At 52.2% G+C, this 13,314-nt stretch carries 13 protein-coding genes; 3 read left to right on the top strand and 10 right to left on the bottom strand.

The features are described from left to right. Positions 1 to 21: 21 nt before the first annotated feature. From BM334_RS02045 to pgi, 7 genes are all read right to left on the bottom strand, one after another. A complete protein-coding gene (locus BM334_RS02045; RefSeq protein WP_092837203.1) occupies positions 22 to 471 on the bottom strand; it encodes a low molecular weight protein-tyrosine-phosphatase in 450 nt (149 codons plus the stop codon). 58 nt (positions 472 to 529) lie between these two features. Continuing rightward, complete coding sequence (locus tag BM334_RS02040; RefSeq protein ID WP_092837200.1) at positions 530 to 1,660, bottom strand: polysaccharide export protein; 1,131 nt, start codon at positions 1,658 to 1,660, stop codon at positions 530 to 532. Positions 1,661 to 1,746: 86 nt separating this feature from the next. Further along, complete coding sequence (locus tag BM334_RS02035; RefSeq protein WP_157981852.1) at positions 1,747 to 4,026, bottom strand: YjbH domain-containing protein; 2,280 nt, start codon at positions 4,024 to 4,026, stop codon at positions 1,747 to 1,749. A gap of 135 nt (positions 4,027 to 4,161) precedes the next feature. Further along, a complete protein-coding gene (locus BM334_RS02030; RefSeq protein WP_092837194.1) occupies positions 4,162 to 5,826 on the bottom strand; it encodes a YjbF family lipoprotein in 1,665 nt (554 codons plus the stop codon). Positions 5,827 to 5,915: 89 nt separating this feature from the next. Beyond that, positions 5,916 to 6,185 (bottom strand): hypothetical protein, encoded by a 270-nt coding sequence (locus tag BM334_RS02025; protein ID WP_055439156.1) that lies wholly within the window; start codon positions 6,183 to 6,185, stop codon positions 5,916 to 5,918. Positions 6,186 to 6,576: 391 nt separating this feature from the next. Continuing rightward, positions 6,577 to 7,071 (bottom strand): transcription/translation regulatory transformer protein RfaH, encoded by a 495-nt coding sequence (gene rfaH / locus BM334_RS02020; protein WP_092837191.1) that lies wholly within the window; start codon positions 7,069 to 7,071, stop codon positions 6,577 to 6,579. 119 nt (positions 7,072 to 7,190) lie between these two features. Next, positions 7,191 to 8,693 (bottom strand): glucose-6-phosphate isomerase, encoded by a 1,503-nt coding sequence (gene pgi / locus BM334_RS02015; protein WP_092837187.1) that lies wholly within the window; start codon positions 8,691 to 8,693, stop codon positions 7,191 to 7,193. Positions 8,694 to 8,988: 295 nt separating this feature from the next. Between pgi and BM334_RS02010 the strand changes: the two genes are divergently transcribed. Then, positions 8,989 to 9,543, top strand: coding sequence for an acyloxyacyl hydrolase (locus tag BM334_RS02010; RefSeq protein WP_092837184.1), 555 nt, complete (start codon positions 8,989 to 8,991; stop codon positions 9,541 to 9,543). A gap of 78 nt (positions 9,544 to 9,621) precedes the next feature. On the opposite strand, the gene BM334_RS02005 is transcribed toward BM334_RS02010, so the two are convergent. From BM334_RS02005 to BM334_RS01995, 3 genes are all read right to left on the bottom strand, one after another. Next, positions 9,622 to 10,257, bottom strand: coding sequence for a porin family protein (locus tag BM334_RS02005; RefSeq protein WP_092837181.1), 636 nt, complete (start codon positions 10,255 to 10,257; stop codon positions 9,622 to 9,624). A 151-nt stretch (positions 10,258 to 10,408) separates the two neighbouring features. Then, on the bottom strand, positions 10,409 to 11,110 hold the full coding sequence (locus BM334_RS02000) for a nucleotidyl transferase AbiEii/AbiGii toxin family protein (protein ID WP_092837178.1): 702 nt from the start codon (positions 11,108 to 11,110) through the stop codon (positions 10,409 to 10,411). Positions 11,111 to 11,199: 89 nt separating this feature from the next. After that, positions 11,200 to 11,406, bottom strand: a complete 207-nt coding sequence (locus tag BM334_RS01995; protein ID WP_092839209.1) for a hypothetical protein — start codon at positions 11,404 to 11,406, stop codon at positions 11,200 to 11,202. A gap of 289 nt (positions 11,407 to 11,695) precedes the next feature. On the opposite strand from BM334_RS01995, the gene BM334_RS01985 reads away from it, so the two are divergent. Together BM334_RS01985 and BM334_RS01975 are read left to right on the top strand one after the other, a co-directional pair. Then, complete coding sequence (locus BM334_RS01985; RefSeq protein ID WP_092837172.1) at positions 11,696 to 12,412, top strand: transposase; 717 nt, start codon at positions 11,696 to 11,698, stop codon at positions 12,410 to 12,412. A 366-nt stretch (positions 12,413 to 12,778) separates the two neighbouring features. After that, entirely contained in the window at positions 12,779 to 13,261 is a 483-nt protein-coding gene (locus tag BM334_RS01975) for a hypothetical protein (RefSeq protein ID WP_092837167.1), read from the top strand. Positions 13,262 to 13,314: the final 53 nt, after the last annotated feature.

Raw genomic sequence — 13,314 nt, 5'->3', positions numbered from 1 at the left:
TACCCGGCGTGGAACGCCGGGTTACAGTTTTTTTGTCCAAGTTTCGGTGGCTTGTTCTATTAGCTTGAGTACGTGTTCGTATACTTCGTCGCTTTTTTTGTATGGGTCCGGAATTTCCTTACCACCTTGCTCTAACCACTGGCCTAGAAGCATGGTTTTGGCTTGTGCTTCAGGGTAGCGCTGAGCTATGTGGTTGCGGTGGTTGTGTTCCATCACCAATACTAAGTCATAATGGCTTATGAGTTCACGGGTTAGCTGCTGGGCTTCGTGCACCGGAAAGCTATGGCCGTGTTTTTCGGCTATAGCGCGTGCGGTTTTATCCATGTCCCAACCTTTGCCGTCACTGTGTTTCATGGCGGTAATGCCGGCACTGTGTACGGTTTTGTTGGGTAGGCGTTGCTGCAGCATGAACTGAGCGGTTGGGCTGCGGCAGATGTTGCCTAGGCAAACGACTAAGATTTTATTGAACACTTGCTAAACCTCGAATATTTACCGAGCTTCGCTCGTCCCGTCGTGTAACGACGGGCTACTAATTACTGCTTATGTCGTCTTGGAAGCGGCCTAGGCTATACAAACCGGTGATGGACGGTAGTAGCTGGCTGATGACGCGGTTCCAGCGGGCTACTGGGGCGGCGGTGACGTATACAATGTCGCGTTGTTGTAGTTTGAACTGCTCGGCCAGCACCAGTGCGGTGGCGTTTTTGGCGTTCAGCTGGTATACGTCTGCGACACGCCCTGTCGCAGGGGCAGCGGCGCGAATCACAAATACGCCTTCGGCGTTGGCGGTGGCTTCAAACCAGCCGCCGGCGTCGGCCAAGGCTTCGGCTAGGGTCATGCCGCTACGGCCCATCATGTAGCTTTTCGGTTGGCGTACTTCGCCAAGCACAAATACTTTGTTTTGGTCGTTGCGCGCTACGTGCAATACGTCGTTAGGCTGCAACAAAATGTTTTGGTCGGTGTTGCCTTGCTGGTATAGCTCGCGCAGGTTAAATGCACGTTCGGTTCCGTTACGGGTTAGGGTTACAGTCGTCCAATCAGCTTCTGGGGTTAACCCGCCCGAGGCGCTTACTGCTTCAATTAGGGTCATGGGTACGTTGGTTACTGGCAACACGCCTGGTTTTTGTACTTCACCGGTAACGTACACGCGCTGGCTACGGAAGCCCGCTACGGTAACGTCGACTTGTGGGCTTTCAATGTACTTGGCTAAGCGAGTTGCGATAATTTCGCGAACTTCACTTACGCGCTTACCTACAACCTCGACTTTCCCAATATACGGGTAAAAAATAGTACCGTCGTTGTGCACCCAGTTTCCCGATTCCTGTGCGCTGCGCATTGAACCTGCCGGAATGGTTAATTCAGGGTGGTTATAAACAGTAATCGCTAAAATGTCACCTTTGCCAATTCGGTAATCATAATTTTCACGCTCTAGTGAAAGCTGTTCATTGAATTGGGGCTGAGGTTCATAAGCGTTTAGCTCGGCCAACAACATGGGTGAAATAGTGTGGGTTTCCACCAGTTTGCTGAAATCGGCTTGGCTGAAGTCGTCGTCGCTTGACGCAAACATGCTGCCGCCTTGATCAATGTGCCCGCCGGGGGCGAAGGCGCAGCTAGCTGTGAATAAGGTGGATAGGGCTAGAACGGTGAGTTTTAGTTTGGTCATTCGTTTGTTCCAGTTATTCGAAATTTGTTTTTGCGGGCGAAGGATAGATTCACTTCGCTGCGCTCTTCCCGGCGTGGAACGCCGGGCTACTTCACATTATTGTACAACGGGCGCGAGCGGTGCAGCATTTGGCCGCCGTCGCGCAGTATGGGCATCCAGCCTATGGTGCCGCGGGTTTTGGTGTTGCGCACGAAGAACAAGTCGAACGGTATGCTTAGGTAAAAGCCTTTGGTGAAGCTGCCTTCGCCGTAGTCTTCGTCGCTCACGTTGGTAAACGCGGCAAATGCCCCGGCGATAACGCCCGAGTCAAATTCGTGTTGGTATTCTAATTGTATGCCTTCGTCTTTGGCTAAAAAGCGGCCGACACGGGCAATAACGGTGCTATTGCCAAAGGCGCCGTTCATTAGTTTATCAGCGTTGTAGTACAAACTGGCATGGCCAGTGAGTACGCTGTAGTCATCAAACCCTAAATCTTGGTAGGGGTCACGCTGTTTTACATAATTAAGATCAAGCCCGTAAGCAAAGTCGCTGTGTAGTGGTCGGTACAGTACTTCGCCACCTACCCCGCCAAACATGCGCTCTAAATAACCGCCATAGGCGCTGGCGAAGAGGTTATTGCCCAGCTGCTTGGTGTAGTTTACTTGCAGGTTGTCTAGCCATACGTTTTGGTTCACGGCGTATTCGCGTATGCGGGTGCGCACGCGCGGTAGCGGTGTGTCTTGGCTGTCAATTAAAAAGTTAAATTTGTCGTAGCTGTCGGCAATGTTAATGCCTAGCTTACCGCTTACGTCCCACGCGTTGGTGAGGGTGTATTTGCCGGTGGCTTTTAGGCTTAGCTGGTATATGTAAAAGTCTTCTGCGCCGCCAAAGCTTTGGTCAAGGTCTGGTTGTATTGACCAAGTGAAGTCGTTTTTGAATTCGTTATTGTTAGCGGTTATGGCGGTTTTTGGGTTCACACTGGTGGTGTGAATGGCGTTTTGCTCGTTTGTGTGGAACCTTTCGCCGCGGTACGCTGTTTTATAGGCTTCGGCGTTGATGTTGTGCTGTTTAATGCCAAGGTTGCCGTTGAATTCTTTTATTTGGTATTCGGTAATGTGCTCGGGCAATGCGTCGGCCAGTATTCGGGCTGCGCGATCAACGGCTTCGGCTGTGTCGCGGAAGCGGGTTTGGGTTGCCTCGAGCGTGACCGTAGCCCGGCGTTCTTTCGATAAGGTAAGGCCGGGGGCGATGCCCGATGATTGATCGATGTCATCGGCAATAACCGCGACGTTGTCGCGTCCCGGCGTGGAACGCCGGGCTACACGCCAACCGGCTTCGACCAGCAGATCATTTGCTAACCTATCGTAGTCAACTTCATTTAAGGTTGCCGGGGCAACCTGGTTGGCTTGTGCTTGGCGCTTGGCTGGCTCAAGTTTGAGCTGGTGGGCGCTGTTAAAGTTGTAATTTAAGGTAAAGCCAAAGGTGACGGTGTTGCCGCGCTGGTAGCCTACTTTAAAGCTAATATTGTCGTTTAGTGCGTAGTTGGCGCCGAAGTTCCATGGCGAGTCAACTTCAATGGGTACGCCGGCGCGGTCTTGTTGGTAGTCGTTGGGGTCGTATTCGGCCATGAGGCTTAAACCGCCCCAGGCTTCTGGCATGGGTACATAATATTGTACGCCACCAAATACCGCGGCTGGGCCACGAAACCATTTGTCCACTTCAAATTTGCCGCCACGGCCGGTTGTTTGCGTGCCGCGTTCGCACATACGGTCGGCAATGTCGCAAAATGGGTTGCTTATATTGTCGCGGCGGCCCAAATAGCCCCAGCCCATACCAAGGCTAACGTCAAAGCCACCCGCGCTGCCGGCACTAAAGCGTTTGTTCGCAACAATATACTCGCCGGCAAAAATGCCGGTACCGCCCACGTCTTGTAAACCTACCGCAAACTGCGGCATGTACTTGCCTTCGTAATTTAATAGCAGCTTGGCGTCGAAGCCTTTGTCTTTCAGGGTTTGATCACCGCTAAAGTTAGGGTCGCTGCTATATAAACGGTTTCGAATGTCGGTGTAACGTGCGGTGGTTTCTAACCACGGAAATAGCTGAATGCTAAACGCAGTGCGACGGTATATGTCGCTATCTGCGTAATTTATGCTCATTTCGCCGTAGGGGTTCATGCGCGCGGTTGGCGTTTGCATGAGGCCAACACCGCCGAAGTCGCTTTGTGCCAGCGGGCCCTGCGGTACGCCTGAGTTTGTGTTTGTGCTTGTGTCAGCGCTTGTTGCAGCACTTGCGACAGAATATGTCGCAGGGCTAAGCAGTATGGCGGCTATCGCTAGTGTGAGTGCTTTCTTTTTGGCTTTTTGCCTTACTGATACAGAGTGCGACATTGTGTGCGACATAAGGCGACCGATGTTGCTCACTTTACGTTCGCTTTTGCGGTTAAACCTGTCACTTGACAGGTTTTTGGGTGCTTTTGTGTCATTTGACAGGCATCTTTGATTATTTGCGTCATTTGGCATGTTTTATTGCGCTTTTGCGTCATTTGACACATTGTCTTGCCAATTGACGGAGAACTGCCAGTGCTGCAAAAACTGAGCCAGTTGCAGGTTAATGTCGCGAAAGCCTTTCGGCAGATCATTGTCATTAATGCTATACAGCACTACGGCGCCCGGCTGCTCTGCTATCGCGCGTTGGGCGGCGTTGCTGTTGTAATGCTGCATGGGCACCTGTGTGATCACGCCAAACGCATCCACCACATACACGTATTCGGGGTTTAAATAGGTTAACCCCACCTGCTGCATGGCTTGCGGCCCAAGGGGCGCAGGGTTCAAGCGCAGCTCGTAATACGGAATATGGCCTGAGCTCATGGTGGCGTCTGCAGTATTCAGCACCGGGTTCTGGGCTAGGTCTAAGCGCGCGTTGGCTAAGCTCATGCCATGAATATACGAGGCTTTTAGCGGCCAATGGTTAAAACTAGTGGCGAGCGCGCTGGCGTGCTTGGCTAGCTCTTCGTTGCCGTCGTGCTTGTAGGTTTGCGCCAGTAGCGCCAGCTTGGTCGCCATGCCTTGTTTGCGCGCGGCAAATTGTTGCTCAAGCTTGGCGCTGCTTAACCGGGTAAGCGGCTCGTAATAAGGCTGCTGCACGCCGTTTCTGTGGTACTCGGTCACGGCTTGGTTTAAGCGACTGTTGGCGTAGAACAGGCCAGTGTGCTTGCTTGTTTGTTGTGCAGCGTGGTTGCTGTTTGCGTTAACCACGCGTACTTCAATGTACTGCAGAGGGTCGCTGCCGTCGGTGGTGGTTAGCTGCTGAAATTCTTGCTCGGTGCCTGACTCTATACCAACAGGGCTAAAAGCCCAGTTTTGCATATTGCCGGCGCCGCCGTTGTAGGGCTGCACTTCGGTGAATTCAAAGTAACCTAGCTCTGGGCCAAGCCATTGCTTGCTGTGCACTATGCGGCCGGTTGCTGGGTCGCTGAAAAACTCGTTGGTAGCTTGTGGCTCGCCGTTTTGGGAGAGTAATTCGCGGACTATGGTCGCGTTGATGCTACGGCCGTTTGGCAGTGTCAGTTGTTCGGTTTCGCCGGCATTCAGCGTTGTCACTTTGTAGCTGTGGCGCTTGGTCATGTAATGCGGCTTGTGCGCCGTGTGGTACGGCGACGGTACGCGCGCGTCTATGTGGTATTCGTGGTATTCGTGGTATTCGTGGTATTCGGTGTTCGGGCCGCCTGTTTTCTGGCCTGATGTGTCTTGGCTGTTTGCATCAGTGACGCGGGTAATCCACAGATGCTTCACCTGCGCGGTATTCAAACTTTGTAGGCTAATCACGCGGCCATTGTAGGTTTCCACCACCTCTTTGGCGCCGGTAAACCATTGCTGGCGAAGCCCCAACACGTTGCCGTTGTGCACCACATTGTCGTTTTCGCCTAGTACCACCAGTCCACGAGCGCCCTCGCCCACCCGAGCATAGTTCGCGGCATATGGTAGCGCACGCGCTTGCTCTGGGGTAAGGGTGTAGTCTTCTGGGCTGTCAAACAGCAGCTTTAAGCTAGCTTCGGCCGACTTACCAAGCAGGCGCTGTTGTAGCGTCTCTGGTTCTGGCTGCTGCGAATAAGCTGGTAGGGCTAGGGTTGCCGAAACCAACACTGCGCTCATGAGCAATTTAATGACGAGGTGCTTAATGTCTTTCATCCATTAAAAAAGCCACTGACAGGGCCAGCGGCTTTCTACAATTAACTTCTGTTTTCAACTATCTGTTCTCAACTAAAAGAAAGGTTCTCTTAGTTAGTCGCAGTTGTAGTCGTCGTCGGAGCTGCGTCGTCGTCTTCAGTTGCAACAGTTGCAACAACGCCAACAGCGACAGCACCGGCTACGATAGCGCCAGTAGTGATTGCAACACCACCAACGGTTGTGACTGCAGCACCTGCGCCAGCAGCGCCTGCACCAGCACCTGCGCCACCTGCAGCACCACCAGCGCCTTCACCTTGAGCTAATACAGCAGGAGAAGCGGCTAAAGCGGCAGCTGCGAATAATGCGGTTAAAGTTTTCATAGTGTACTCCTTGGATTCTATCCGTGTGCGAGAATTACTTGTCAGAATAGGTAATTGTCGCGCGGTTTGCAAGCTGATTTGTGTAAATATTGTTCAGACATTAAGTGCCGAGCATAAGGTTAGGCTTCAGGCACGCTACCGCCCGTGGGTTGCGGCCCCCAAATGCCGGTCGCTCGCGTGCGAGCATTCGAAAAAATGTTAGTTTTCGGGCGTTTAAGGAATTTGTATAAGCTGCTTGTTCTGTTTGGGCAGGCTTTGGTCTTTCCTTAAACCGATATTTTTAGTTATTTTTGTGTATTTTTTCAGCGCTAAACTTCTATCCCGAAGTGTGCTGAAAGCCTTGCTATTAAAGCACATTTGGCGAAAGCAAACAACGAACAGTTAACAAAATTTACGATCGTCGAATTCCACTAAATTCTAGCGTAGCTTTCACTTCTTTTTGCAACCAATTTAGTAAGACAATACAACGACTTTCACCGTCTAATTGAACTATTTCAGCCATAAAACCTTTAAACGGGCCATAGGTTATTTCTACTTTTTCGCCCACTTGCGGCATCGCGCTTTCTTGCGCTTTTTGTTGTGTTGTTGCGTTAACGTGGCGCATTTCTTCAATCAGTGCGTCAGGAACTGTCGCAGGGTTTTCACCAAAGGTAAGGAGTTTGGCCACGCCGAAGGTGCTGCGCACTTTGTGAAACTTGCCGGCGTAGTCATCTAGCTCGGCGAAAATATAACCCGGGAACAAGGGTTCGGTGACGTCGGTGCGCTTGCCTCGGCGTATTTTTTGCAAGGTAATTTCTGGCAAAAACGCATTAATGTCCTGGTTCTCCAAGTTTAAGCGAGCGCGTGTTTCTTGGCGTGGCTTGGTTCTTACTACGTACCAGGTCATTTTGGGGCTCCTGTTGCCCGGCGTTCTTTTCGTACGGGAAGCCGGGTGGCACAACGTGCCGTTAATCTTGAATTCAACAATTACGGTGACTGCGTCACCACCCGGCGTGGAACGCCGGGCTACATGCGTTTTATGATGGCGTCGGTGCTGGGGTCGAAGCTTTGGGTTTCGTGGCCGTCGATGGTTTTTAGGATATCGACGGCGCAGTGTTTGCCTTTTTCGACGCCCGGTTGGTCAAAGCTATTAATGCCCCAAATAACGCCTTGGGTAAACACTTTGTGCTCGTAAGCGGCTATTAGTGCACCAAAGCTGTGCGGGGTTAGCTCGTCGACGTATAACAAGTTGGTCGGGTGGTGGCCGATGTATTCGTTGCGCGGGTCGTTCGGGCTTTGGAAGCCTTCCCACATCAGCTTGCGGTGCGCTAAGCAATTGCTGACCGCTAAGCGTTGTTGTTCTCTTAGTGCGGTTTGCACCTCGGTTGTGAAGCCCGGCGCTTGGCGGTGCAGCACGGCAATAAAGTCGGCGGTGAATTTATCCCACCCTTGGTGCAAGTGCTGGAAGAACGCGTGCTGCCCGTTCGGGCCAAAACCACCCCAAATAATGGGGCCTGTTGGGGTTTTCAGCGGCTGGTTATCGTGGGTGGCTTGCTTGCCGTTGCTTTCCATGTCCAGCTGTTGCATGTAGCTAGGCAGGTAACGTAAGCGGCCGTCGTACGGCAAAATGGCGACGTTGTTTATTTGGCGTTCTTCACGGTTGTACAGGCCTAATAGCGCCAGCGCTGTGGGTATATTTTGCGTGGGGTCGTCGGTTTGCACGAAATGGTCGTCCATGGCTTTCGCGCCGTCGAGCATTTTGCTGAACTGGTTGCTGCCCACGGTCAGCGCAATGGGTAAGCCAATGGCGGACCACAAACTAAAACGCCCGCCCACCGAGTCGGCGAAGCTAATTTGCTGCGCCGGCGGAATCCCAAAGTCGGTCATGGCTTGGTTGTTCGCGCTGACACCAATCACGTGGTGTTGTAGCCATTGTTGTTCGGTTAGGTGTGGCTTTATCCACTCTTTAACCGTGTTCACGTTGGCCAGGGTGTCAATGGTACCGAAGCTTTTGCTGGCAATGATAAACAGCGTGGTTTCGGGGTCGATAATCGGCAGCACCGCGTATAGCTGGCCGCCATCCATCGAGCTGACGAAATGCGTGTTCAAGTGGTGCAGACTGTTGTCGTCGGCGAACTCTTTGAGCGCGAACGAGCCCATCATGGGGCCGAGATCGGAGCCGCCCACGCCAATGTTGACGACATTTTGTATGGGTTTGCCGGTAGCGCCAAGCCATTTGCCGCTTCTTAGGGTTCGGACAATTTCCGTGAAACGGTTTTTGCCGTTGCCTGCCTTCACCACGTTGTGAATGCTGCGGTTGAGCATGTGACTAACGGTGCGGCCTTCGGTTTTGTTTTTATATTCGCCTTTGGCTAGCTGCTGTTTGAGTTGTTTGAAGTTTTTTGGCAGCTTTTTTTCGGCGTAGGCTTGGAGTTCTTCGGCGGTGAGGCCTTGGAATGAGTAATCGAGATTGAGTAATTCCGACTCAATAGTGAGTGCCGTTTTTGGTGGATTATTGCGTGGCGCCATGCTCTGTCTCAGCCCTTATGGTATCTGCGTTCTTTCCTTGAAATGTTGGGCGAATGTTAGCATTTATTTTTGTGGGGTGGAAGTGCGTTTGCAGAGGGGGGTGCAGACCCTGGTCGGGACCATGGTCTGCACCAGGGGCCGCCCCCTCCTCCCCCAGCTTGATGCAAGTGCTTTTTCGAAATTATCGAATATGGTTATCGATTTAAATACGCCCGCCAAAACTTACATACATTCATGTCTGTATGTAAAATACAGTCCTTCATGTCACTAATATTTGGGGGTGTAAGTGAGTAGTATGCATCTACAGAATTCACATAGGTTTACCGGCGTTGTGGCGGTGTTGGGGATGGTGTTGGCGGCTTCGTTTGTGCCAACGGCCAAGGCGGACGAGGTACATGTTGCGGCGAGTTATTCCGCTGAGCATTTGAATGGCTTGCGGGCGGGGTTTCGATGGACGGATGGCCCAAGCATAGTGCCGAAGTCGTGGTTGACGGCTATCGGCAACCCGCGAGTTCACTGGGAGGCGGCGGTGAATACTTTGGTAAACTCGCGAAATTCAAGCGAGCGTATTAATGCGCTGTCTTTTAGCCCGGTGCTGCAATGGGCACTTGCGCCACGGCTATTTCTCGAGGCTGGCATTGGTGTGTCGCTGTTTGATGAAACGCGTATCAGCGATCGCGAGCTGGCTATTTCGTTTCAGTTTGAAGACCGCATCGGCATTAGTTGGGAGCTCGATACCATATCTGGCTCTCGCCTAAGTTTTGGTTATGCGCACTATTCGCAAGCCGACATTCAGCGCCCAAACGACGGGCTAGACTTGTGGGTACTTAGCTGGCATCAGCCGTTTTAGCGGCCTGATTGGTAAGAGAGGGGTGCAGACCCTGGTCCGGACCATGGTCTGGACCAGGGGCCGCCCCCTCCTCACGTACTAGAAGTGCCAGGTGGCGCCGACACGCGTGTAGCTTACGTCATCGCCTGCAGCGGTGTAGCCGAGCATTAAGCTGAACTCATCGCTGATGTAGTAGCGGCCGGTCAGCGCCAGCTCTTGGTCGTTCACGTCGTCGCCCATGTCGTAGTGGCGCAGGTTGGCGTCAACTTCAAACTGCTGGTTGAAGCGATGGCGAATGCCCATTTGTACGTTAAAGCCATTGTCGTCGGCCGACTCACTGCCAAAGCCGCTGATGCTGTACTTGGCTTTTGCGTACGCAAAACCTGCCGAAATGTAGACCGCGGTGCTGTCTTGCTCGAGAACTTTGTAGCCAAGGTTGGCGTACAGCTGCTGCACGTCAAGGTCGGCTTCAACGTAGGTGCTGCCGAAGTACTCGCCGTAGCTGTCGCCGACGTCAAAGTACTGCACTTCTGCGAATACGCGCTCATTGACGTCGAAGCCAAAGTCGATGCCGAAGCCATTCAGTTTTTCGCCATCAAGGTCAACTTGGTGCACGGTACCCGACACGTAGTTAAAGCTTGGCTGAGGTGCTTCTTGCGCTTGCGCGACGGACACTGCGCCCGCAGCCACGGTAAGAGCCGCGATTGCAGCTGCGATTTTAGTTGCTTTGAACATTTAAGTTTCCTTACTGTTTTGTTTTTGTTGGTATTCTTGGTGGGGATTGTAATCTGGGGTGGGTTGTAGCGCAAGAGAGGGGTGCAGACCCTGGTCCGCACCAGGGTCCGGACCACGCTCTAGAGCGGGGGCCGCCCCCTCCTCTTAAATGCTAGCCAAGTTCGGCTAGCAATCTTTGCGCGGCAGGCAAAATCTGGTCTTGGAAAAGTTGCCGATCAATGCCCATATTTAATGCTGCAGCCAGATAACGCGGCTCATTGTCGAGCAGATGCTGCAGTCCTTTGACCAAATTGCCTTGTACAGTGGTAGCGCCATAATGCGAAAACGCTTCCTCCATGGCCTGCTTAGGAATCATGCCCCAATGACTAAACATGACAATCAAGTCGAATAAATCTTTAAACGGTTCTTGCATAACTCGATCAGCGTGAGCCAAGAGTTTGGTCATAAAGCAAGAGGTGTGGTCAATGGCGGGCACTGGAAAGAGTTCGGTTTTGGGCTCGGCTGCAAGCTGGTAATCATCAAATGCAACAAACTCTAGCTTAATAACCAGGTCATCGGCCTTAATAAGTGTTCGCACGCCGTAACGGTCGAACCGGATGTCTCGTGCATAATCGAATTCGTTACGCACTAAAGCGCCCAAGGAAGTTTCTGAAACCTGGCTGCGAACGGCGCGATATGAGGCTTTATCTGCGCATAAAAAGTCAATATCCACCGACTGGCGATATTCATTAAGCTCTAACGATATGCGCGTACCGCCGCCAAACAAAATGCGATGTTCGCGCAAATAGTCTGCATTGAAGTTGCGCAGGCATTTCCCGATGACTTGGTGGTGATGGCGCTGGTAGCTAGTCATGTTTCCGATTCACTCTGTTGTCGGCTGCGACGGTTCGATAAGGCGACAGGTTCGATAGTCGCGGCCTCATTTCCAGTCTTGTGTTGAGACTAGGCTACTGCGGGCAAAAAGCCTCCGGCAGCTTTAGCTAGCTGCTTAATAAGCTCGCGCTCGTGGTTTTGCAAAGCGGCTTGGTTAACAAAGCCCCAGCGCTGCTCATAAATTCTAAGAGCGTCTTGTGCTGGAATTGTTTCCGCGGTTGTATCCCACAGCAATGCATCTAGCTCTGGATATTCGCGGCGATTTATCATTTTCATGGTCACCTCATCAGATTGTTGCATTTGCCTATGTTTGTTGGCGTGGGCGTTCTTGAGTGTTCTGGATTTGAGTATACAAATGGATATCGGATGTGTCTAGGGGGGAGAGGGGTAGAGAGGGGTGCAGACCCTGGTCCGGACCTGGGGCCGCCCCCTCCTCTTTCTTCTTCTTGCTACACTTGTTGCGAGAGAGGGGTGCAGACCCGAGGCCGCCCCTGGTGCGCACCATGGTCTGGAGCTGGGTCTGCACCCCTCTCCTACCTACAATCTCAGCTACAAGGACCGTACTATGACCCGCAGAACTCGTTATTCTGGCGCTGATGTTAGTCAGCATATCTATGATCGTGGCAATAACCGTCAGCGTATTTTTGCCGACGAACAAGATTACGCGCACTTCGCCGCGGCGATGTTTCGCTTCGCGAGAAAGTTCGAGATCGCCATTCACGCATGGGCGCTCATGCCTAATCATTTTCACATTCTGCTCACGCCTTCCAAGCCCGACACGCTGCCGCGCTTCATGCAGTTTTTGAAGTCTACCTACACCACCTATTTCAATATGAAAAACAAGCGCACGGGCACAATTTGGGAACAGCGCTACAAGCAGCTATTGGCTGACGATCAGGAATATATTCTTGAATTATATCGATATATTGAGCTGAACCCGGTGCGCGCTCATCTCACGAAAGGCCCGCGCGGCTTCCACTGGACTAGCTACCACACCAACGCCATGGGCGTTCCTAGCGGCGGCCTTACTCCGCACCCGTACTATTTATTGCTGGGCACCGACGAGCACGAGCGCCAGAAAAACTATCGTGAATTTGTGCGCGCGGCATTCGGCAAGGAACGTTCTTTTTACGAGGCGCAAGTCGCCATTCTGAAAACCGCTGCGGCCAGCATTGCCGTGTACGGCTCCGAAGAGTTCCATAAAAAGATCTCCGAGCGCGTCACCTTTGCGCTGCCGCATTACCAGCGGTTGGTGATTATGACTGAGCAGGAGAGCGGGTAGAGAGGGGTGCAGAGAGGGGTGCAGACCCTGGTCCGCACCTGGGTCTGCACCCCTCTCTTGAACGTTGTTGTCAATTGACAACGCAATAGATAAAGGACTATCTTTAATGCCTAGAAAAAAGCACAAGACCAAAGAGATTGAGGCAACCCTTAGACTTGCTGAAGCAAATGGGTGGAAAGTTGAGCAAGCGGGCAAAAGTGCCCACTGTTGGGCTCGACTCTACTGCCCTTACGAAGGCCTAAACGAGAAGTGTCGCTGCGGAAATTTTTGCATTGTTTCTGTTTGGGGAACGCCTAGAAATCCGCTCGTACATGCAGCGAATATCCGTCGCGCGGTCGAAAACTGCATTTTATTTGGAGGCAGCAAGTGAACAAATACGAATTTAGCTTACGCTTCGATGTCGCGCCGTGCGCGTTGAGTATGGACGAGATAGATGACCGACTATTCGAAAATGGCTGCGATGATGCATTAGTACGGCACAATCGGCGGCAGGAGATTTTGCTCGACTTCAACCGCGAAAGCTCTTCAGCTGTTGAGGCATTTAGAGTTGCTTACGAACAGATCAAAACCGCTTTACCGCAAGCTCGCTTGCTCGAAGCCAAACCGGACTATGTTGGGCCCACCGACATTGCCTGTGTGTTTGATCTCAGTCGACAACGTATTCAGAAGATTTTGCAAACTCGCGCTTCGGGTCTTCGGGCCTTAACTTCTGTGGGTAATACTCAGGTTTTTAGATTAAGCCACGTTATCGATGAGTTTTCAAAACTCGGCACGTTGCATGTTAAGGAGCCTGTGCGCGAAACTGCGATCGCCGCTATGCAGATGAATAGGATGAATGATTTGGATTGATTGGGGGGTAGAGAGGGGTGCAGACCCTGGTGCAGAGAGGGGTGCAGACCCTG

Origin of the sequence: Pseudidiomarina donghaiensis (assembly GCF_900116895.1) — a bacterium.
Classification (GTDB): Bacteria; Pseudomonadota; Gammaproteobacteria; order Enterobacterales; family Alteromonadaceae; genus Pseudidiomarina; species Pseudidiomarina donghaiensis.
Note: the sequence above shows the minus strand (reverse complement) of the source record. Positions and strands in the feature narration are given on the sequence as shown.

Coding starts and splice junctions, on each gene's coding strand:
- BM334_RS02025 (WP_055439156.1), bottom strand. CDS start 6,185: ATGAAAACTTTAACCGCATTATTCGCAGCTGCCGCTTTAGCCGCTTCT.
- BM334_RS02000 (WP_092837178.1), bottom strand. CDS start 11,110: ATGACTAGCTACCAGCGCCATCACCACCAAGTCATCGGGAAATGCCTG.
- BM334_RS01985 (WP_092837172.1), top strand. CDS start 11,696: ATGACCCGCAGAACTCGTTATTCTGGCGCTGATGTTAGTCAGCATATC.
- BM334_RS02030 (WP_092837194.1), bottom strand. CDS start 5,826: ATGAAAGACATTAAGCACCTCGTCATTAAATTGCTCATGAGCGCAGTG.
- pgi (WP_092837187.1), bottom strand. CDS start 8,693: ATGGCGCCACGCAATAATCCACCAAAAACGGCACTCACTATTGAGTCG.
- BM334_RS02040 (WP_092837200.1), bottom strand. CDS start 1,660: ATGACCAAACTAAAACTCACCGTTCTAGCCCTATCCACCTTATTCACA.
- BM334_RS02010 (WP_092837184.1), top strand. CDS start 8,989: ATGCATCTACAGAATTCACATAGGTTTACCGGCGTTGTGGCGGTGTTG.
- BM334_RS02005 (WP_092837181.1), bottom strand. CDS start 10,257: ATGTTCAAAGCAACTAAAATCGCAGCTGCAATCGCGGCTCTTACCGTG.
- BM334_RS01995 (WP_092839209.1), bottom strand. CDS start 11,406: ATGAAAATGATAAATCGCCGCGAATATCCAGAGCTAGATGCATTGCTG.
- rfaH (WP_092837191.1), bottom strand. CDS start 7,071: ATGACCTGGTACGTAGTAAGAACCAAGCCACGCCAAGAAACACGCGCT.
- BM334_RS02035 (WP_157981852.1), bottom strand. CDS start 4,026: ATGTCGCACTCTGTATCAGTAAGGCAAAAAGCCAAAAAGAAAGCACTC.